Source organism: Microbacterium sp. 18062, from assembly GCF_902706225.1.
Lineage (GTDB): Bacteria > Actinomycetota > Actinomycetes > Actinomycetales > Microbacteriaceae > Microbacterium.
This window is the reverse complement of sequence record NZ_CACSKB010000042.1, coordinates 14,089-33,012: the sequence shown is the minus strand read 5'-3', so window position 1 is coordinate 33,012 and position 18,924 is coordinate 14,089. Positions and strand designations below refer to the sequence as shown.

The 18,924-nt window shown below is 71.4% G+C and carries 21 protein-coding genes; 18 read left to right on the top strand and 3 right to left on the bottom strand.

The genetic code is table 11. From position 1 onward, the window contains the following. Positions 1-262 precede the first annotated feature (262 nt). The 5 genes from GVL03_RS14555 to GVL03_RS14535 all read left to right on the top strand — a co-directional run bounded on the left by GVL03_RS14555 (position 263) and on the right by GVL03_RS14535 (position 1,658). Positions 263-454 carry a helix-turn-helix domain-containing protein gene (locus GVL03_RS14555; protein ID WP_159501727.1) on the top strand — a complete coding sequence of 64 codons (192 nt, stop codon included), beginning with the start codon at positions 263-265 and terminating at the stop codon, positions 452-454. An 82-nt stretch (positions 455-536) separates the two neighbouring features. After that, positions 537-635, top strand: coding sequence for a 30S ribosomal protein bS22 (locus GVL03_RS14550; protein WP_003792170.1), 99 nt, complete (start codon positions 537-539; stop codon positions 633-635). Between the two features lie 86 nt (positions 636-721). Further along, complete coding sequence (locus GVL03_RS14545; RefSeq protein WP_159501726.1) at positions 722-1,015, top strand: rhodanese-like domain-containing protein; 294 nt, start codon at positions 722-724, stop codon at positions 1,013-1,015. A gap of 59 nt (positions 1,016-1,074) precedes the next feature. Beyond that, positions 1,075-1,362, top strand: a complete 288-nt coding sequence (locus GVL03_RS14540) for a glutaredoxin family protein (RefSeq protein WP_159501725.1) — start codon at positions 1,075-1,077, stop codon at positions 1,360-1,362. Next, positions 1,359-1,658, top strand: coding sequence for a Dabb family protein (locus GVL03_RS14535; RefSeq protein WP_159501724.1), 300 nt, complete (start codon positions 1,359-1,361; stop codon positions 1,656-1,658). The genes GVL03_RS14540 and GVL03_RS14535 overlap by 4 nt, the downstream gene beginning before the upstream one ends. Positions 1,659-1,672: 14 nt before the next feature. Here GVL03_RS14535 and GVL03_RS14530 read toward each other — a convergent pair whose 3' ends face one another. After that, positions 1,673-2,761 carry an Lrp/AsnC family transcriptional regulator gene (locus tag GVL03_RS14530; protein WP_200847187.1) on the bottom strand — a complete coding sequence of 363 codons (1,089 nt, stop codon included), beginning with the start codon at positions 2,759-2,761 and terminating at the stop codon, positions 1,673-1,675. A gap of 143 nt (positions 2,762-2,904) precedes the next feature. On the opposite strand from GVL03_RS14530, the gene GVL03_RS14525 reads away from it, so the two are divergent. The 7 genes from GVL03_RS14525 (at position 2,905) to GVL03_RS14495 (ending at position 10,664) form a co-directional block, all read left to right on the top strand. After that, positions 2,905-4,506 (top strand): ABC transporter substrate-binding protein, encoded by a 1,602-nt coding sequence (locus GVL03_RS14525; protein WP_159501723.1) that lies wholly within the window; start codon positions 2,905-2,907, stop codon positions 4,504-4,506. 63 nt (positions 4,507-4,569) lie between these two features. Next, a complete protein-coding gene (locus GVL03_RS14520; protein WP_159501722.1) occupies positions 4,570-5,508 on the top strand; it encodes an ABC transporter permease in 939 nt (312 codons plus the stop codon). 18 nt (positions 5,509-5,526) lie between these two features. Continuing rightward, positions 5,527-6,762, top strand: a complete 1,236-nt coding sequence (locus tag GVL03_RS14515) for an amidohydrolase family protein (protein ID WP_200847186.1) — start codon at positions 5,527-5,529, stop codon at positions 6,760-6,762. Continuing rightward, on the top strand, positions 6,759-7,628 hold the full coding sequence (locus tag GVL03_RS14510) for an ABC transporter permease (protein ID WP_159501721.1): 870 nt from the start codon (positions 6,759-6,761) through the stop codon (positions 7,626-7,628). Before GVL03_RS14515 ends, GVL03_RS14510 begins: the two co-directional genes overlap by 4 nt. Further along, a complete protein-coding gene (locus tag GVL03_RS14505) occupies positions 7,625-8,632 on the top strand; it encodes an ABC transporter ATP-binding protein (protein WP_159501720.1) in 1,008 nt (335 codons plus the stop codon). The genes GVL03_RS14510 and GVL03_RS14505 overlap by 4 nt, the downstream gene beginning before the upstream one ends. Further along, a complete protein-coding gene (locus GVL03_RS14500; RefSeq protein WP_159501719.1) occupies positions 8,629-9,600 on the top strand; it encodes an ABC transporter ATP-binding protein in 972 nt (323 codons plus the stop codon). Before GVL03_RS14505 ends, GVL03_RS14500 begins: the two co-directional genes overlap by 4 nt. Then, positions 9,582-10,664 carry a peptidase C39 family protein gene (locus tag GVL03_RS14495; protein ID WP_159501718.1) on the top strand — a complete coding sequence of 361 codons (1,083 nt, stop codon included), beginning with the start codon at positions 9,582-9,584 and terminating at the stop codon, positions 10,662-10,664. The genes GVL03_RS14500 and GVL03_RS14495 overlap by 19 nt, the downstream gene beginning before the upstream one ends. A gap of 58 nt (positions 10,665-10,722) precedes the next feature. Here the strand turns inward: GVL03_RS14495 and GVL03_RS14490 are convergent, their stop codons facing one another. Next, on the bottom strand, positions 10,723-11,922 hold the full coding sequence (locus GVL03_RS14490) for a mechanosensitive ion channel family protein (RefSeq protein WP_159501717.1): 1,200 nt from the start codon (positions 11,920-11,922) through the stop codon (positions 10,723-10,725). Between the two features lie 390 nt (positions 11,923-12,312). Beyond that, entirely contained in the window at positions 12,313-13,656 is a 1,344-nt protein-coding gene (gene aspS, locus GVL03_RS14485; RefSeq protein ID WP_159501716.1) for an aspartate--tRNA(Asn) ligase, read from the bottom strand. Between the two features lie 56 nt (positions 13,657-13,712). On the opposite strand from aspS, the gene GVL03_RS14480 reads away from it, so the two are divergent. From GVL03_RS14480 to GVL03_RS14455, 6 genes are all read left to right on the top strand, one after another. Next, positions 13,713-14,210: a DUF6264 family protein gene (locus GVL03_RS14480; protein WP_159501715.1), complete on the top strand. Its 498-nt coding sequence runs from the start codon at positions 13,713-13,715 to the stop codon at positions 14,208-14,210. A gap of 136 nt (positions 14,211-14,346) precedes the next feature. Continuing rightward, entirely contained in the window at positions 14,347-15,027 is a 681-nt protein-coding gene (locus tag GVL03_RS14475; RefSeq protein ID WP_159501714.1) for a DedA family protein, read from the top strand. Between the two features lie 55 nt (positions 15,028-15,082). Further along, a complete protein-coding gene (locus GVL03_RS14470; RefSeq protein WP_159501713.1) occupies positions 15,083-15,712 on the top strand; it encodes a histidine phosphatase family protein in 630 nt (209 codons plus the stop codon). Next, positions 15,709-16,320, top strand: a complete 612-nt coding sequence (locus tag GVL03_RS14465) for a TlpA disulfide reductase family protein (RefSeq protein ID WP_159501712.1) — start codon at positions 15,709-15,711, stop codon at positions 16,318-16,320. The genes GVL03_RS14470 and GVL03_RS14465 overlap by 4 nt, the downstream gene beginning before the upstream one ends. Beyond that, positions 16,317-17,057 carry a cytochrome c biogenesis protein CcdA gene (locus tag GVL03_RS14460; protein ID WP_159501711.1) on the top strand — a complete coding sequence of 247 codons (741 nt, stop codon included), beginning with the start codon at positions 16,317-16,319 and terminating at the stop codon, positions 17,055-17,057. The genes GVL03_RS14465 and GVL03_RS14460 overlap by 4 nt, the downstream gene beginning before the upstream one ends. Continuing rightward, on the top strand, positions 17,038-18,924 hold the full coding sequence (locus GVL03_RS14455) for a cytochrome c biogenesis protein ResB (protein WP_159501710.1): 1,887 nt from the start codon (positions 17,038-17,040) through the stop codon (positions 18,922-18,924). Before GVL03_RS14460 ends, GVL03_RS14455 begins: the two co-directional genes overlap by 20 nt.

Below are 18,924 nucleotides of genomic sequence, written 5' to 3'. Positions count from 1 at the left end.
TATAAGAGACAGGGGAGGTGCCGGGGGAACCTGCGGCGATGCGGGAAGAACGGTGCGGTCTGTCATGTCTTCAGCGTGCGCGGCACGGCTAGGGCGACGCTCTGTTCCGGCTATGCGCCGCCTATGACACCTCGGCAGCGACCCGCCTCGTGCCGGAACGGCGATGCGCCCCCGGAACCACACACGCCCCAGCGGTTTACACGCGTCGCTCGGAGGATCTAGAGTTGCCTCAGCCCGATGGGCTGCGGGGGAGGAAGAATCCATGGCCGAGCTGCCCGATGTGCGGTTCCTGACGGTCGCGGAGGTCGCGCAGATCATGCGCGTCTCGAAGATGACCGTCTATCGACTCGTCCACGCCGGCGAGCTGCCGGCCGTGCGATTCGGCCGCAGCTATCGGGTGCCGGAATCGGCGGTCACAGAGGTCGTGCAGCGTCCGGCCGCCGACGTCGGCTAGACTTATCCGAGGCATTTTTTTCGTGCCTCGTTCCCGGGCGTAGGCCACTCTGTGCCCAGACCGCTGATCTGTGAGGTTTTCCGTGGGTTCTGTCATCAAGAAGCGCCGCAAGCGCATGGCGAAGAAGAAGCACCGCAAGCTGCTTCGCAAGACTCGCCACCAGCGCCGCAACAAGAAGTAGGCGGCATCGACACCGAGCGCCTGTCCGTCGAGGACGGGCGCTTCGTGTTTCCGGATGGGCTTCGTGTTTCCGGATAGCCTGTAACGGTGAAGTCGATCTCCGTGCAGCAGCTGCGTGACCGCGAGGGCGTGCCCCTCATCGACGTCCGTGAGGTCGACGAGTTCGTCGGCGGTCACGTGCCCGGCGCCGTCAACATCCCCATGTCGACCATCGGCGAGCGTCTCGACGAGCTGCCCGATGTCGCGTTCGACGTGATCTGCCAGGCTGGCGGCCGGTCGGCACGGGTCGTGCAGGCGCTCGAGGCGCACGGCCACGATGCGACGAACGTCGACGGCGGCACCGGCGAATGGATCGCCGCGGGCTACCCGGTCGAGCGCTGAGCGCGGGTGTCGTCCTCGCCGCAGAGGCCCGCCCCCGCCGCGCCGCCTAGGATGAGATCGTGACCACCATCACCCTCATCGGCAAGGACGGCTGCCACCTCTGCGACGTCGCGCGCGGGGTCGTCGAGCACGTCCTCGCCGAGCTGTCCGAGGCGGATGCGGACCGCGTCGAGGTGGTCGAGCGGTCGATCCACGACGACGAGGCGCTGTATGCGCAGTGGTGGGAGAAGATCCCGGTCGTCCTCATCGACGACCGTCTTCACGCGCACTGGCGCGTCGCCCCGGAGAGACTGCGCGACGCGGTCCTGACGGCGGCGCAGAACGACGTCGAGGGAGCCGTCCGATGACGATCCGGCACATCGTGGCCTGGAAGCTCGCGACCGACGACGCGAGCGAGCGCGCCGAGCAGGCGCAGCGGATCACGGGCGACCTGCTCGCGTTGCGAGACGTGGTCCCGGGGATCCTCGACATCTCGGTGGGCCCCGACGTCGTGGGCGGAGGCAACTGGCACGTCGCGCTCGTCGCCGACTTCGCAGACGCCGAGGCGCTCGACGCGTACCAGGTGCACCCCGCGCACCAGGCGGTCGGCGGCTACGTCCGCTCCGTGGCCTCGGAGCGCGCGGCGGTCGACATCGAGCTCTGATCGGGACGAGGGGCTCAGGCGGCGGCGAGCCGTGGCAGCGGAACGGGAACGTAGCCGACGCGGCGACCCGACTCGTCGAACAGCGTTCCCATGCGCTTCGCGACGCGGGGCGTCATCCAGCGGTCGGCGACGCGGGCGTCCGGGGCGAGCTGCCGCAGACGGGACTCGATGGCGTCGAGCTCGTCGATCTCCCGCATCCAGAGGGTGATCACGAGGTTCGCCGGGCCGAGGGTCGAGGCGCACAGACGGACGGACGGCAGCTGTGACAGCCCGGATGCCAGCGACGCGAGGGAGTCCTGCGGCACCGTCACCCACAGGTTCACCGACGCGTTCCAGCCGACGACGTCATGCGCGAAGTCGGCGCGCATGCGCACCCAGTCCGAGCGCGCGAGCTGGGCCATCGTGCGACGGGCGAGGGGCACGGAGATGCCCACCTCGTCGGCGACCTCGCTCGCCGGACGGCGGACGTCGGCCTGCAGCGACTGGATGATCCGCTCGGTCAGCGGCGACGGGGCGATCGCCGCCTCCGACGACGCGCTGCGGCCGGCCTCCTCGACCCGGTCGCGCTGCGCCGGACGCAGCGCATCGAGGTCGTACTCCGAGCCCTCGCGGTACATGATGCGCACGAACCGCGTGCTCGTCGCGATGACTCCGGGAAGGGCCGCGACCTCCGCCGTGATGTAGTCGTCGATCATGCTGGGCGATGCCGCGGCGATGTTGACGGTCAGATCGCGGGGTCCCGATGTGCACTCGATGTTGAGCACCGCGGGCTTGGGGGCGAGTGCCGCGATCACCTCGGCGCGCCGTCCCGCCTCGCATCGGATCTCGATGACCGCATGGCTGGAACGCAGCCGCTGCCCTCTCGGGGAGTAGGCCTGCATGCGCTCCGGCAGCACGTAGCAGGTCGTCCATGCGAGTCCGGCGTCGGTGAGTCGCGACCATCGCCGGGAGAGCGTGGACGCGTCGGTGCGCAGTGCAGGGCCGAGCGCGCTCCAGGGGGAGCGAGGGGCGATCTGCAGGGCGTTGATGAGCTGGAAATCGAGATCGTCGAGCATGCCCGTCCCTTCGCCGGCGTCCGGCAGGATCCGATCGCCGTGTGCCAATCATGCATCATGCCGCTCTCATATGCGTTTATCGTGCACATTCGAGAACAGATTCCTCTCTTTCGCCCGATTTGATTCAGTCTGATGCGAGCCACCCGAGTTCCTCCGTTCCGCATTCCGGGCATCCGAAAGCAAGGAGAGTCATGTTCGCTGTCAGACGTTCCCTCGCCACCACGGCCGCGCTGGGCGCGGTGGTCCTCACGCTGAGCGCCTGCTCCGGAGGTGCCGGCGGCACCTCCGCGGCGGAGCCGGTCGAGGGGGGCACCGCGACATTCGCCGTCGCCACCGCGTTCGGCAGCTTCGATCCCAACATCACGGCGTCGGCGCCGGATGCGCGGGCGCTGCGCCAGCTGTACGACTCCCTCGTCGAGCTCGGGCCCGACGGCGAGCTCCATCCGTGGCTGGCGACCGACTGGCAGATCAGCGACGACGGCCTGCAGTACACGTTCTCGCTGCGGGACGACGTCGTCTTCCACGACGGCACCCCGTTCGACGCCGAGGCGGTCTGCTACAACCTCGATCGCATCGTCGCCCCGGAGACCGCGTCGCTCTACGCCATCGCTCTCATCGGCCCCTACCTGTCGTGCGACGCGATCGACGCGTCGACCGCTGTGGTCACCCTCTCCGCCCCGTACACGCCGTTCCTCCCGAACCTCTCCACGCCGTTCCTGGGGCTGGTCTCCCCGACCGCCGCGGAGGCCGCGGGGGTGGACGGCTTCAGCGCCGAACCGGTGGGGACCGGTCCCTTCCGTTTCGTCTCGCACGCTGCGGACAGCGAGCTCGTGCTCGAGCGCAACGAGGACTACGACTGGGCCCCGGAGACCGCCGAGCACCAGGGGCCGGCGTATCTGGAGGGACTGACCTTCCAGATCATCACCGACGCGACCGTGCGCCTGGGATCTCTGCGCAACGGCGACGTCCAGGGCATCGGCGACGTTCCCGCGCAGGAGGTGGCCGGCGTCGAGCAGGACGACACGCTCAGCTACTACGCGCAGGAGCAGTCGGGGGCCGCCTTCCAGTACTTCTTCAACGTCACCCGCCCGCTCCTGCAGGACACGGCGGTGCGGCGGGCGATCGCGGCTGCGATGGACATCGACTCGGCGTTGCAGGCGACGTACTTCGGCGCGTACGAGCGCGCCACCGCGCCCCTCTCGCCCCCCACCGCCGGCTTCGACGAGGAGCTCGAGCCGATCCCCTTCGACCCGGAGGCGGCGGCGGACGCGCTCACTGCGGCGGGGTGGGAGCCGGGCGAGGACGGCATCCGCGAGAAGGACGGCGAACGCCTGAGCATCTCCGTGCTCGAGTTCACCCCCAGCTATGACAGCCGTCTCGAACTGGTGGAGTTCCTCCGCCAGAACCTCCGGGACGTCGGTGTCGAGCTGATCATCGACGCCCAGGGCGCCGAGCTCGCCGACACGTACGCCTCCGGCGACTACGACCTGGTCACCACGAGCTTCGTCGCCGTCGACCCGGTCATCCTGAGCACGATCTACAGCTCGGCGTCGTACTTCGACATGGCGCGGATCGACAGCCTCGACGCGAAGCTCGTTCAGGCGGAGCAGACGCCGGCAGGTCCCGAGCGCGACGCGCTGTACAGCGAGATCCAGGCGACGGCGATCGACGAGGCCTACTCGATCCCCGGCTATGTCGGGGCCTACCGCGTCGCGACGGCGACATCCCTGCAGGGTCTGGGATTCGACGCCGCAGCGTATCCGCAGTTCTACGACGCGTACCTGGCCGACTGAAGCAGCCGGTGCCGGAGCGCCCGATGCGGCGCCCCGGCACCGGCCCACGGAGAGGAGATCCGGATGCTGACAGTGACGCTGAAGCGCGTGCTCGCCGCGGTGCCCACGATCCTCGGGGTGTCTGTGGTCATCTTCCTGATCCTGCGGCTCGTCCCCGGCGACCCGGTGCAGGCGATGCTCGCAGGCTCCCCGGCGACCCCCGAGCGCATCGCGGAGCTGCGTGAGCAGTTCGGCCTGGAGCGACCCGTGCTGGTGCAGTACGTCGACTTCCTCGCCGCGGCGCTCACCGGCGACCTGGGCACCTCGTTCACCACGCGACAGCCGGTGGCCGGGATGATCGCCGAGCAGTTCCTGCCGACGCTCCAGCTCGCGCTCGCGGCGACCGTGTTCACCGCCGTCGCGGGAATCGTGTGCGGCACCCTCGCCGCCGCCTTCCCGAACACCCCGCTCGACGGCGCCATCCGCGTGTTCAGCCTGCTCGGCACCTCGATGCCGTCGTTCTGGATCGGACTCATGCTCATCATGCTGGTCTCGTTTCAGCTCCAGCTGCTGCCGGCCACCGGCACGGAGGGCATCGAGCGTCTGATCCTGCCCGCGCTCGCGCTCGGGCTCTCGTCGGCGGGGGTGGTCACCCGGCTGGTGCGCAACAACATGCTCGAGGTGATGGGAGAGAGCTTTGTGTCGGCCCTCCACGCCAAGGGCATGAGCCGGCGCACCGTGCTCTTCCGGCACGTGCTGCGCAACGCCGTCCTGCCGACCATCACGATCGTGGGTCTTCAGATCGGCGCCCTGCTGGCCGGCGCCGTGATCGTCGAGACGGTGTTCGCGCGCCAGGGCCTCGGGCACCTCCTCACCAGGGCGGTGGCCTCGAACGACTACCCCGTCATCCAGGGCATCGTGCTGGTCATCGCCGTCGCGTACATCGTCATCAACATCGTCGTCGACGTGTCGTACGCCTATGTCGATCCCCGCATCCGGTCCACGATCACCGCAACGCGCTAGCAGGAGAAGGAGCTTCGTATGCATCCAGACGGCATCCCGGTCCTGTACACCGCCGATCGTCTCCTGCACACCGATCCGGTGCGCACGATCGCCGCCGGCGGCGTGCTCGCGCGCGGCGGCGTGATCGAGTGGGTCGGGCCGATGCCGGAGTTCGACCCCGGTGCGCACCCCGGCCCACTCGCACGGGAGGACCTCGGCGACCTGACCCTCATGCCCGGGCTCATCGACGCCCACGTGCACCTCGGTTTCGACGGGGGCGCCGATCCGGTGGGGCGGATGACGTCCGAGAGCGACGTGCAGCAGGTGATCCTGATGCTCGCGAGCGCCCGGGAGCTTCTGGAGGCCGGTGTCACGACCGCACGCGACCTCGGCGCTCGTGGATACCTCGACGTGGCGGTACGCCGCGCCGTCGACGAGGGCACCGCCGAGGGGCCTCGGCTGCTCACCGCCGGTGCTCCGCTGACCGTCACCGGCGGTCATTGCTGGTTCATGGGAGGCGAGGTCGACGACGAGGACGGGGCGCGTCGGATGGTGCGCCAGCACCACAAGATGGGTGTGGATCTCATCAAGGTGATGTCGACCGGGGGGTACATGACCTCCGGCTCGACGCCGTGGCGTGCGCAGTTCACCGCGCGGCAGCTGCGGGCGGTCGTGGAGGAGGCCCATCACCTCGGCAAGAGGGTCGCCGCGCACTGTCACGGCATCGACGGCATCCGTCAGGCGCTCGCCGCCGGCGTGGACACGCTCGAGCACTGCTCCTTCATGTGCGCCGACGGAAGCACGGAGGTCGACCCGGAGCTCGTCGCCGCGATCGCCGCGTCCCCCGTCTACGTCTCGCCGACCATGAACTCCGACGTGCGCACCGCGATGGCCTCCGGGACGTGGGTGTCGCCCGTCGGGGAGCTCCATCGCCGAGGTGCACGGATCATCGCGAGCACCGATGCCGGCGTCGGGCACACCTCGCATCGCGACTACGCCGCTGCGCTCGAGGCGCTCGAAGAGGCGGGCATGCCGATCGACGCCGTGCTCGCGGCCGCCACGAGCCGCGCCGCCGAGGCGCTCGGCCTCGACGCGGTGACCGGGCGCCTGGTCGCGGGACTCTCGGCCGACCTCATCGCGGTCCCCGGCGACCCCGCGTCCGACCTGCGCGTCCTGCGTTCTCCGCGCCTGGTCGTCGCCCGCGGCCGGCGCCTCGTTCCGCGTCCCCGGGCACTGTCTCACGTCGAGCCCTCGCTGACGGGGCTACGGGCATGAGCGGGCTCGCCGCGGTCGCCGCCCAGGTCGGCTCGGTCACCCGCGAGTGGTCGCGTCCCCGGCGCCCCACTCTCGACGGGGTGCTCGTCGGGCTCTCGGGGGCATGGCTGCTGGTCCTGGCCGTCGCCGCTCTCGCTCCCGGCCTGCTCGCCCCGGGGGACCCCGAGACACTGCATCCGACCCGAGTGCTCCAGCCGCCCGGGCCCGATGCCCCGCTCGGCACCGAGCAGTACGGCCGATCGGTCTACCTGCTGCTCGTGCACGGAGCCCGTACCGCGCTCACGATCGGAGTCGCAGCGACCCTCCTCGCCGTGGTCGCCGGCAGCCTCGTCGGTCTCGTCGCCGGCTATGTCGGCGGCATCGTCGACGCCCTGATCGGGCGGGTTCTCGACGTCATGATGGCGCTGCCGGGGGTGCTGCTCGCCCTCGTCATCACCGCCGCCGCCGGGCCGTCCGTGGGCGTGCTGATCCTCTCGGTCGCCACCGCGTTCATGGCCGGGTTCGCGCGGGTCATGCGCGGTCAGGTCATCTCCACGCGCAGCCGGCTGTTCATCGAGGCCGCGCGCGCGACCGGGATCGGCCCGGGGCGCATCCTCTTCCGGCACGTCCTGCCCAATGCGTCCGCACCGGTCGTCGCCCTCGCGACGATCGCGGTGGGAGAGGCGATCCTCGTGGCCGCGGCGCTGAGCTTCCTCGGTCTCGGACCGCGCATGGACGTGCCGGACTGGGGACAGCTCCTCGCGTCCGGTCAGGCGTTCCTGCGGCAGTCGTGGTGGGTGTCCACCTTCGCCGGCGTCATGATCTCGCTCACGGTGATCGCGATCGGACTCGCCGGAGACTGGCTGCGCGATCGGGCGGACCGATGACCGCGCCCGTGCGCGGAGAGCCGTTGCTCTCGGCCGAACGACTCACCGTCCGTCTCGCCCGGCACGCCCACTCCGGGCCTGCGCTCGTGGAGGACGTCTCGTTCGAGATCGGCCGGGGAGAGATCGTCTGCCTGGTCGGCGAATCCGGCTCGGGCAAGTCGGTGACCGCGCGCACCCTCATGGGACTGACCGCTCAGGATCGCTCTCTCGCGGTGTCGGGCGGGCTGCGGTTCGCCGGCGAGGTCCTCGACGCGGCCGGTCTCGCACGGCTGCGCGGACGCGAGCTCGCGATGGTCTTCCAGGAGCCCATGAGCTCGCTCGATCCGCTGTTCACGATCGGGTCGCAGCTGACGGAGTCCCTGCGCCGCCGGCACGGTGGGCTGCGGCCCGCCGAGCGACGCGAACGCATGCTCCGCCTGCTCGCCGACGTCGGCATCCACGACGGCGAGCGAGTGCTGCGCAGCCACCCGCACGAGCTGTCCGGCGGCATGTGCCAGCGCGTCATGATCGCGTCGGCGCTCGCCGCCGAGCCGGAGCTGCTGATCGCCGACGAGCCCACGACCGCCCTCGACGTGACGGTGCAGGCGCAGATCCTGGAGCTCATCGACCGCCTCCGCACGGAGCGCGGGATGGCGGTGCTGCTGGTCACGCACGACATGGGCGTGGCGGCCGAGATCGCCGACCGCGTCGTCATCATGTACTCCGGCCGGGTGGTCGAGGACGCCGCGCCGCGGGACGCCTTCTTCGACGCGCGGCATCCGTACACGCGCGGGCTGCTCGAATGCATCCCGCCGCTCACCGGGGAACGCGGCCGATTGACGACCATCCCCGGAATGGTCCCCGACCCCGCCTCCCGCCCGTCCGGGTGCTCGTTCCATCCGCGATGCGCCCTGGCGACCGACCGGTGCCGCACCGACGATCCCGCGCCCGTGGGCGAGCCCGGCCGCCGCTACGCCTGCTGGCACCCGCTCGGTGTGCGCGAGCCGATGGAGGTGAACGGATGAGCTCCCCGCTCCTCTCGCTCGAGGACGTCTCCAAGCACTACCCGGTGGCCGCCGGACGCGGCCGGCGCGGGACCCGCGGCCACGTGCGTGCCGTCGACGGGGTGAGTCTGGACATCCTGCCGTCCGAGACGTTCGCGCTGGTCGGCGAGTCCGGCTCGGGAAAGTCCACCCTCGGTCGGGCGGCCCTCCGTCTGATCGACGTGACCTCCGGCGCCGTCCGGTTCGACGGTCGCGACGTCACCGGGCTCCGCGGCGCTGCGCTGCGCCGGGTGCGTCCGAGCATGCAGGCCGTGTTCCAGGATCCGCTCGGATCGCTGAACCCCCGTCTGACGGCGGGCGCGATCGTCGCCGAGCCCCTCGCGGTCCTCGGCGGGCTGCGCGGCAGCGAGCTCGACGATCGGGTCGACGAGCTGTTCCGCTCGGTCGGCCTCGACCCCTCGCGTCGGGCATCGCGCCCGCGCGCGCTGTCGGGCGGGCAGCGGCAGCGGGTGAGCATCGCGCGCGCCATCGCGCTGCGACCGCGGCTCGTGCTCGCCGACGAGGCGGTCTCGGCCCTCGACGTTTCGGTGCAGGCGCAGATCGTCAACCTGTTCGCCGATCTGCGGGAGAGCATGGGGCTCGCCTACCTGTTCATCGGGCACGGGCTGCCGGTCGTGCGTCACATCGCCCAGCGTGTGGGGGTGATGTACCTCGGTCGCATGGTCGAGACTGGAGCGGTGGACGAGGTGTTCGACGACCCGCGGCATCCGTACACCCGGGCTCTCATCGCGGCATCGCCCGTGCCCGACCCGCGCGTCGCACGCGAGCGGATCGTCCTGGGCGGCGAGCCTCCGAGCCCGGTCCACCTGCCCAGCGGATGCCGCTTCCGCACGCGCTGCCCGATCGCCCGAGACGTCTGCGCCCGGGAGGCGCCGCCGATCGTCCGCCTGAGTCCCACGAGGAGTGTGGAATGCCATCTGGCCGCCTAGGCGAGACCCTCGTCGTCCCGTTCGTCCCCGACGACGTGCCTGAGCCGCTCGTGCCGCTCGTGCCGGCCGGGGTGCTCGAGCGGTGGCGTTCCGCCGATCGCGGCGTGCATGCGCCGCGTCTGGTCGCCGTCACCGGCCCGGACGGCTGGTCGGGGGCGGCGCTCGTGACCGCGCGCCCGCACACGGCCTACCTGAAGGTCGTCGACGCGGTCGGCGACGTGGCCGCCGTGGTCGAGGCGGTGGTGGCCCTTGCCCGGACCGAGGGCTGCGCGCAGGTCAAGTGGGAGGGCTGGACCGTCACGGCAGCGGATGCGGCGCGCGCCGGCTTCGCGCCGCTCCAGGCGCCGCTCGCCGATGCCGGCGACACGGGCGGCCTCACCACCGGCTACGTGCGGTGGCTGGGCGGCGCGGCGGTCGTCGAGCCGCCGTACTACCGGCAGACCACCGACTTCTCCTGCGGCGCCGTCGTGGCGCTGGTCGCGCAGGTGCAGGCCGGCGCCGTGGACCGCGCCGAGATCGACCGTCCCGCGGAGCTCACGCTCTGGCGCGCCGCCACCAACTTCAACGCGTGCGAGCCGGTGGGCCTCGGCGTGGCGGTGCGGCGGGCCTGGCCGGCCTCCCCGGTGACGATCGCCCTCGACGTGGATCGTCCGGTGATCCTCGAGGTCTACCCCGAGGCGGATCGCGAGTGGCGGGCCGTGCTGCAGCGCGAGTCGCGCGCGGAGGCCGGGCGCCTGGGCGTGCCCATCGACGCGGAGCGCCTCTCGGTCCCCCGTCTGCGTGCGGCGCTCGGGAAGGGCGAGCAGGTGCTGCTCCTGATCTCGCTCGCGACGATGCAGGGCTTCCCCGTTCCGCACTGGGTGCTCGCGCACGGCACGCTGCCCGGAGCGGTCGTGGTCGAGGACCCGTGGGTGCACGTGGCGGCGGGGGAGACCTGGGTCGACGCGCATCTGCTGCCGGTTCCCGACGACGCGCTCGAGGACATGGCCGCGTGGGAGGGGGACCGGTTCCGCGGCGCGGTGCGCATCGGGCCGCCCGAGCGCGCGACGGGCGGCGCCGGGTGATCGGACGCGGCTGCTCGCCGGCGGGCGACCGCGCCCGGATCGGGCCCGGCCCCGGAGCCTAGACGCTCCGGGGCCGGGGGAGCGAGGGGTCGGCGTCGTCCGGGCCCTCGGCCGAGGGCGTCACGACGGGGATGGCCTGTGTGAACGTGCTCGCGCGCGCCTCCGCCTCGGCGCTGCCGGTGAACAGCCCCACCTCGGCGGTCTGCGTCGGCTCCGCGGTCGGATTCTCCTCGTGCTCGGTCATGAGCACCCGCTGCACCGGCAGCGCCGCGGGCATCGTCTGCTGCACCCAGGACACCATCGCCTCGCGGACGATGCAGCGCAGGTCGAACAGGGTCGGGGCGTCCTGCGCGGTCACGAGGATGCGCACCCGCACGAGGCCGCCGGTCGCCTCGGTGACCTGCAGCACGCTCGCCCTGCCGTCCCAGAGGTCGGTCTCGGCCAGCACCTTCTCGAGCTGCGCCCGCATCCGGCTCGGCGAGACGCGCCAGTCCAGGTCGAGCTCGATCGAGCCGAGCAGCTCCGATCCCTCGCGGGTCCAGTTCTGGAAGGGCGTCGTCGTGAAGTACGTGCACGGGAGCACGAGCCGGCGATCGTCCCAGAGGTCGAGCACGACATAGCTCAGCGTGATCTCGCCGACCCGGCCCCATTCGCCCTCGACCACGACGACGTCGTCGACGCGCAGGGCGTCGCTGAAGGCCAGCTGCAGACCCGCGATGATGTTCGCCAGCACCGACTGCGCGGCCAGGCCCGCGATGATCGACGCGATGCCCGCCGAGGCGAGCACGCTCGCGCCGAAGGCCTGCACGGCGGGAAACGTGAGCAGGATCGCGCCGGCCGAGACGATCACGATCAGGGCGATCGCGAGGCGGCGCACGATGAGGGTCTGGGTCCGGATGCGCCGCGCCACCCGGTTGTCGGGCACGTCGATGCGATACCGGCCGAGCGTGATGTCGGTGGCGAAGGTGAGGAGGGCGCCGAGCAGCCAGGCGGAGGCGACGATCACGAGGATCGTGAAGGTCTGGTCGAGCGCCGGCACCCAGTCCCGGTCGGGGAACGCCACGGTGCACGCGATCCAGAGGGCGACGACGAGCACGAGCACGCGGAACGGGCGCCGTGCGCGCCGGACCAGACCGGCGGGCCACGCGCGTCGGCGGGCGGCGAGCCGCGTCGCGAGCGCGACGGCGACCGTCACCGCGAGCGCCGCCACGACGGCCACGGCGAGCGTGACGGCGAACTGGAGCCAGGGGTCGAGCATGGGTCTCCTCACGACGGGACACCCACGCTAGACCTCGCCCCTATGCGTGCGGGGCCGGCTCGACAGACGGCTCCGCGGTCGGGATACTGTGCGCGGGCGTGCGTGCGTCGTCGTCGATTCCGGTGGACGCGGTCCGCGTACCGATTCGCTCTGAGCGTCGATGTGGCGGCGATCAGCACCGGGTCCGGCCGGAGGGGCAGGGTGCGCGAGGCGAGAAGCGGGGTGGGACCGCGGGAGGAACGCCGTCTCGCTGTTCCTTCCGCGAGCCGACCGGGCGGGCGATGACCGGGGCGGCCTCGAGCGCGACCCGCACCGCGTCGCCGTGCTCGACGTACGCCGTGGGGTGTCGCCGGGCGCACGGGGGCATCGGATGCGGGGAACGGGCAGAGCCTACGGGGCGAGACGGGTCGGGCCGCGGAAGAGGTAGGTGACCTCGCGGATGGAGGACTCGCCGAGCAGCAGCATCAGCACGCGGGCAAGGCCCATGCCGAACCCGCCGTGCGGCGGCGCGCCGTAGCGGAAGAAGTCGAGGTAGAAGTCGAGGTGCTCGGGATCGAGGCCCTTCTCCCTCGCCTGCTCGATCAGCACGTCGACGCGGTGCTCGCGCTGCGCGCCGGTCGTGATCTCGACGCCCTTGAACAGCAGGTCGTAGCTGCGGGTCAGCCCGGTCTGCTCGTCGCGCATGTGGTAGAACGCGCGGATCTCGGGGTGGTAGTCGGTGACGAACACGAACTGGTGGCCGTACGTCTCCTCGACGTAGGCCGCGATCTGACGCTCGCCCTCGGGGTCGAGGTCGCCGTCGGTGCGGGGGATCTCGTAGCCGCGCTTCGCGACGATCTCGCGCGCCTCGGCGAGCGGGATGCGGGGGAAGGGGATGGCGGGCACCTGCACCTCGAGGCCGAACAGCTCCTCGATCTCGGCGCCGTGCTTGTCCTTCACGGCCTGGAACGCGAACTGCAGCAGCTCCTCCTGCATCCGCGCGACGTCCTCGTGCGAGTCGACCCAGCTGATCTCCGCGTCGATCGAGGTGAACTCGGTCGCGTGCCGGCTCGTGAAGGAGGGGTCGGCGCGGAAGGCGGGGGCGATCTCGAAGATCTTGCCGAACCCGGCGACCTGCGCCATCTGCTTGAAGAACTGCGGGCTCTGCGCGAGGTAGGCCGTCTTGTCCTCGAAGTAGGGCACCTCGAAGAGCTCCGCGTTCGACTCCGACGGCGACGCCATCAGCTTCGGCGAGTGCACCTCGATGTAGTCGCGCTCGATCCAGTAGGTGCGGAGGGCGTGCTCGAGGGTCGTCTGCACCCGGAAGATGAGGTTGTTGCGACGCTGGCGCAGGTCGAGGAAGCGCCAGTCCATCCGCTTGTCGACGCTCGAGTCGGCCGCGATCGGCGTCTCCGGGTTCGCGGCGGCCGCGATCTCGAGCCGCGCGATCCTCACCTCGACGCCGCCGAGCTTGACGCGCTCGTCGTGCTTCAGCTCGCCGGTGACGGTGAGGAAGGTGCCGGTCGCGAGATTCGAGATCGTCTCGGTCAGGGCGAGGGATGCGGCGGCGCCCGCATCCGCGTCCTCGGCGAGCTCGCGGGTCGCCGGGTTCACCAGCTGCACCGCGCCCGTCTCGTCGCGAAGGATGACGAACTGCACCTTCTTCTGGTCACGGACGGTCTCGACCCACCCGGACACCGTGACGGTGCCGGCCGGCAGGGACTTCAGCTGCTGTACGAGGACGCGTTCGCTCACGAGGGACCAGTCTACGGGGGCGTCGACCGGCGACGAGGGCGCCGTACGATGGCGAGGTGAGCGGATCGCGGCCGGGCGACGACCCCGGCGTCTACACGATGCCTCCGGAGGCCTTCCGGGTCGGGCCGCAGGTGCCGTCCGCATCGGCCGAGCAGGAGACCCGCGCCAGCGCCGAGTCCCCTGCGGAGCGCGAGCCCCGCAGGCCGGCGACCGAGCGTCCGGCGCGTCGTCGCAAGGGCTGGGACATCGCGCTGACCGTCGTGCTGCTGCTCCTTCTGATCGCCGCGGCGGTGGTCGCGTCCGGGTACGCGCTCCTCGTGGGGCTCTCCGACGAGGCGTGCGGCGGCGCGGGACGGATCTGCCAGGACGGGCTGTTCGAGATCGGGGTCTGGGTATCGTTCACCGCACCCTGGCTCGTGGTGGCGCTGGCGCTGTTCGTCGGGGCGGTGCTGCTGGTGGTCCGTCGGCGGGGGTTCTGGGTGCCGCTCGCCGGTGCCGCCCTGATGGCCGCGCTCTGCCTCCTCGGCGCCTTCCTCGTCTGGGCCGCGACCTGAGCCCCGGGGCTGCGGCCCGCGCTCGTCCCCCCGCGCCCGCTCACAGCGGCGGTTCACCTTCGGGCCGTACCCTGTGCTCAGCAGCGCCCGCTCCTGCGTGGCGTGCCGATCACCGAGCCCCCGATGAGGACACCCGATGACCGACACCGCAGTGCACGCCCGCGCCGACGAGGGATCCTGGCTGACCTCGTTGATGGACATGATCGTCTCCCTCATGGAGGTGATCGGTCCGGTCGGCGCCGGCATCGCGATCGCGCTGGAGAACCTCTTCCCGCCGCTGCCGAGCGAGGCGATCCTGCCGATGGCGGGGCTCACCGCGAGCCGCGGCACCTTCACCCTCGCCGAGGCGCTCATCTGGACGACGCTGGGATCGCTCGTGGGCGCCTTCGCTCTCTACGGCATCGGTGCCTGGCTCGGCGTCGACCGCCTCCGCCGCATCGCGGCGAAGATCCCGCTGCTGCATCCGGAGGACATCGACCGCACCGTCGCCTGGTTCACCCGGCACGGTGGCAAGGCCGTCTTCTTCGGCCGCATGATCCCCATCTTCCGGAGCCTCATCTCGATCCCGGCGGGTGTCACCCGGATGCCCCTGTGGAAGTTCGGCCTGCTGACCGGGGCCGGCAGCCTCATCTGGAACACGATCTTCGTGCTGGCCGGCTTCTTCCTCGGTGAGGCGTGGCCGATCGTCGAGCGCTACGCCGACGTGCTGCAGTACATCGTCATCGCCGCGGTCTTCGTCGGCGTCGCCTGGTTCCTCTACGTGCGCATCCGGTCGCTCCTGCGCCAGCGCGGCGAGCCCGACCCCGCCGCCGACTGAGTCTCAGGGCGGGCGTTCAGGCAATCCAGAGAACCCTCCCACGTAGACTTGGCGAGTGCCCGCCGACCGCCTTCATCTCGTGCGCCATGGGGAGGTCCACAACCCCTCCCGCGTGCTCTACGGGCGTCTGCCGAACTTCCGGTTGAGCGTCGCCGGCCGTCTCATGACGCGACAGGCCGCGGAATACGTGCACGGTCTTGAGCGCCCCGTGACGGCGCTGGTCTGCTCGCCCCTCCAGCGTGCACGCGAGTCGGCCGAGCCGTTCACCGAGATCTTCGGCCTCGAGCCGGTCGTCACCGAGGACGTCATCGAGCCGACGAACGTCTTCGAGGGGCGGCGGATGAAGCGCGCGCTGATGAACCCGCTGAACTGGCGACACCTCGCCCGTCCCGAGGTGCCGAGCTGGGGCGAGCCCTACGCGCAGGTCGTCGAGCGGATGCAGCGCGCCATGGGCCGCGCCTGGGACGCCGTGCCCGCGGGCGACGTCGTGATCGTCAGCCACCAGCTGCCGATCTGGGTCACCCACCTCGCCGTCGCGGGGGAGCCCCTCCGGCACGACCCGCGCAGGCGCCGCTGCGCCCTCTCGAGCGTCACCACCTTCGCGGGCGGTCCCGGCGCCTGGCGCGAGGTCGGCTACGCGGAACCCGCGACCGCCGCGGGCAGCATCGACGTAGGAGCAGTATGAGCATCCGGAAGCGCCTCGGGCGCGCCGCATCCGTCGCTCTCGTGGGGATCCTCGCCGCGGGGCTCGCCGCGTGCACGAACGACACGCTCGCCGACCAGTACCGCGAGGGATCGAACAAGGGGTACATCGGCGCCGACGGGTTCCAGGTCGTCGAGATCCCCGAGTCCGAGCGCACCGATCCGGTCGTCTTCTCGGGCGTCACCGACACGGGCGAGACCATCACGAGCGAGGACGTGGCCGGCGACGTCGTCGTCGTCAACTTCTGGTACGCCGCCTGCGGGCCGTGCATCGTCGAGGCGCCGCGGCTGGAAGAGGCGTACCAGGCGGTCGCCGACGAGGCGGTCACCTTCCTCGGCCTCAACACCTACGACCAGGCGGCGACCGCCCTGGCCTTCGCGCGGGACAACGGGGTCAGCTATCCGAGCATGCTCGCGGTCGACGACCGCGAGCTGAAGCTCGCCTTCGTCGACGCGACGCCGCTGAGCGCGACCCCCACGACCCTCGTGCTCGACGCCGAGGGCCGTGTCGCCGCCCGCATCGTCGGCGAGCTGTCGGCACCCAGCATCCTGACGACCCTCGTCCGCGACGCGCTCGCCGAGACCTCGTGAGCGGCATCGTCGCGGAAGGAGCGCTCTGGCTGGCGGTCCCGCTCGCCCTCGCCGCCGGACTCGTGTCGTTCCTCTCGCCGTGCGTGCTGCCGCTCGTGCCCGGCTACCTGGGTTTCCTGGGCGGGCAGGTCGAGGGCACCGGCAAGGGCCGGGACAACGGTCGCGGCCGGCTGATGCTCGGCGTGCTGCTGTTCATCGCGGGCTTCACGGTCGTCTTCATGACCGTGGTCGTCCTCGGCGGCACGCTCGGCCGGTTCTTCCTCGAGTACGCCGACGTCATCACGCGTCTCCTCGGCGTCGTCGTGATCCTCCTCGGCCTCGTGTTCGTGGGGCTGTTCGGGTTCGCGCAGCGGACGCTCAAACCCGCCGTCCGCAGCCGGGTCGGCCTCGCCGGGGCGCCGCTGCTCGGCCTCGCGCTCGGCATCGGGTGGGCGCCGTGCATCGGCCCGACCCTCGGCGCCATCATCGCCGTGTCGTGGAACCTCGGCGACCCGGGTCGCGCCGCGGTGCTCGGCCTCGCCTACTCGCTGGGCCTCGGCATCCCGTTCCTGCTGCTGGCCGCGGGCTTCGGCTGGGCGTCCCGCTCGGTCGCGTTCCTGCGCCGCCACATCCGTGCCGTGAACATCCTCGGCGGGGTCCTGCTGATCGCCCTGGGCCTGCTCATGGTCACGGGCGTCTGGGGAGCCCTCATGTCCCACCTCCAGGGGGTGTTCGTCAATGTCCCGGCACCGCTCTGAGGGCTCCGACGGCTCTGACCGCTCCGACGGCGAGACGACCGATCCGCTCCGCCCCGCCGACCACGTCGACGGGCTCCCGGCGGCATCCGCGGGAGCATTCGACGGCGACGGCGTGACCTCGCCGCGGCTCGGACTCGTCGAGTGGCTGCGGTGGGGGTGGCGTCAGCTCACCAGCATGCGGACGGCCCTCGTGCTGCTGCTGCTGCTCGCGATCGCGGCCGTGCCGGGGTCGATCTTCCCTCAGCGCTCCGCGGATCCGAACGGCGTCACGCAGTTCCGCACCGACAACCCCGATCTCTTTCCGATCCTCGACGGGATCTCGCTGTTCGACGTGTACACGTCGCCGTGGTTCTCGGCGATCTACCTGCTGCTGTTCGTCTCGCTGATCGGCTGCGTGATCCCGCGCACGAAGCACCACTGGAAGGCCCTGCGTGCGCAGCCGCCGCGCACCCCCGCGCGTCTCGGCCGTCTCGACGACCACCGCGAGCGGGTGCTGACGCTGCCCGAAGGGGCGGATACGGCCGCCGCCGCCGAAGAGGCGATCGCGCTCGCCGAGACCCAGCTGCGCGGCGCCCGCTACCGGGTGCAGCGCTACGACGCGCGCGGGTCGCTCTCGGTGTCGGCCGAGCGCGGATATCTCCGCGAGACCGGCAACCTGCTCTTCCACATCGCGCTCGTCGGCGTGCTCATCGCGGTCGGCGTCGGCGGGGCGCTCACCTACACCGGTCAGAGGGCGATCGTGGAAGGGCAGAGCTTCGCGAACGCGCTGACCGACTACTCCTCGTTCAACCCCGGGCGCTTCGTCAACGCCGACAACCTCGCGCCGTACGCGATCTCGCTCGACCGGTTCGACCTGACCTACCAGCCGGCCGGCACCGTCGCGGCGGGCCAGGCGGGCGACTTCGTCGCGCACGTCACCACGCAGCTGCCCGGCCAGGAGCCGCAGACCGGCGAGGTGCGGGTGAACCATCCGCTCGACATCGCCGGCGACCGCGTCTACCTGATGGGCAACGGCTACGCGCCGACCATCACGGTGCGCGACGCCGCGGGCGAGGTCATCTTCCACGACAACGTGCCCTTCCTGCCGCAGGACACCAACATGACCTCGCTCGGGGTCGTGAAGATCGCAGACGGCCTGCCCGAGCAGCTCGGGCTCGTCGGGTTCTTCTACCCGACGGCGCAGCCGCTCACGACCGAGGCCTTCACCTCGGTGTACCCCGACCTGATCTTCCCGGTGCTGTCGCTCGACGTGTACTCCGGCGACCTCGGGATCGACGACGGCACGCCCCGCTCGGTGTACACGCTCGACACCGGCGACATGACGAAGCTCACCGGGCGCGAGACCGACCTCGAGTCGATCCAGCTGCTGCCGGGCCAGACCACCGATCTGCCGAACGGCCTCGGCACGATCACGTTCGAGAACGCCGCGGACCCCACCGCGAACGAGGTCACCGACGGCACGTTGGAATCGCTCTCGCCCGACGGCGACTTCGGCGGATCGGTCAAGCGCTTCGTGTCGCTCTCGATCCACCACGACGTCGGAGCCCCGTGGGTGCTGCTGTTCGCGGTGCTGGCGCTGTCGGGCCTGCTCCTCGCGCTCTTCGTGCCGCGTCGACGCATGTGGGTGCGGGTGACGCCCGAGGCCGGCGCCCTCCGCATCGAGTACGCGGCGCTCGCCCGCGGCGAGGATCCGCAGCTCGCCGTCGCCGTCGACCAGCTCTCCGCCCGCCACGGCTCCGCGGCCGCCGCGGCGCTCGGTGCGGAGGACGCGGAATCCGGACCCGCCACGGAGCCTGCGCCAACCGCCGAGCCCGGGCAAACCGCATCCGACGACCCGCCGTCCCGGCCGACCTCGAAAGTAGACTGA

Excerpts from the sequence above, each read along its gene's own strand:
- GVL03_RS14515 (WP_200847186.1), top strand. The coding sequence starts at position 5,527 with ATGCATCCAGACGGCATCCCGGTCCTGTACACCGCCGATCGTCTCCTG.
- GVL03_RS14455 (WP_159501710.1), top strand. The coding sequence starts at position 17,038 with ATGTCCCGGCACCGCTCTGAGGGCTCCGACGGCTCTGACCGCTCCGAC.
- GVL03_RS14490 (WP_159501717.1), bottom strand. The coding sequence starts at position 11,922 with ATGCTCGACCCCTGGCTCCAGTTCGCCGTCACGCTCGCCGTGGCCGTC.
- GVL03_RS14525 (WP_159501723.1), top strand. The coding sequence starts at position 2,905 with ATGTTCGCTGTCAGACGTTCCCTCGCCACCACGGCCGCGCTGGGCGCG.
- GVL03_RS14555 (WP_159501727.1), top strand. The coding sequence starts at position 263 with ATGGCCGAGCTGCCCGATGTGCGGTTCCTGACGGTCGCGGAGGTCGCG.
- GVL03_RS14520 (WP_159501722.1), top strand. The coding sequence starts at position 4,570 with ATGCTGACAGTGACGCTGAAGCGCGTGCTCGCCGCGGTGCCCACGATC.
- GVL03_RS14505 (WP_159501720.1), top strand. The coding sequence starts at position 7,625 with ATGACCGCGCCCGTGCGCGGAGAGCCGTTGCTCTCGGCCGAACGACTC.
- GVL03_RS14510 (WP_159501721.1), top strand. The coding sequence starts at position 6,759 with ATGAGCGGGCTCGCCGCGGTCGCCGCCCAGGTCGGCTCGGTCACCCGC.
- GVL03_RS14465 (WP_159501712.1), top strand. The coding sequence starts at position 15,709 with ATGAGCATCCGGAAGCGCCTCGGGCGCGCCGCATCCGTCGCTCTCGTG.
- GVL03_RS14535 (WP_159501724.1), top strand. The coding sequence starts at position 1,359 with ATGACGATCCGGCACATCGTGGCCTGGAAGCTCGCGACCGACGACGCG.
- GVL03_RS14495 (WP_159501718.1), top strand. The coding sequence starts at position 9,582 with ATGCCATCTGGCCGCCTAGGCGAGACCCTCGTCGTCCCGTTCGTCCCC.
- GVL03_RS14475 (WP_159501714.1), top strand. The coding sequence starts at position 14,347 with ATGACCGACACCGCAGTGCACGCCCGCGCCGACGAGGGATCCTGGCTG.
- GVL03_RS14500 (WP_159501719.1), top strand. The coding sequence starts at position 8,629 with ATGAGCTCCCCGCTCCTCTCGCTCGAGGACGTCTCCAAGCACTACCCG.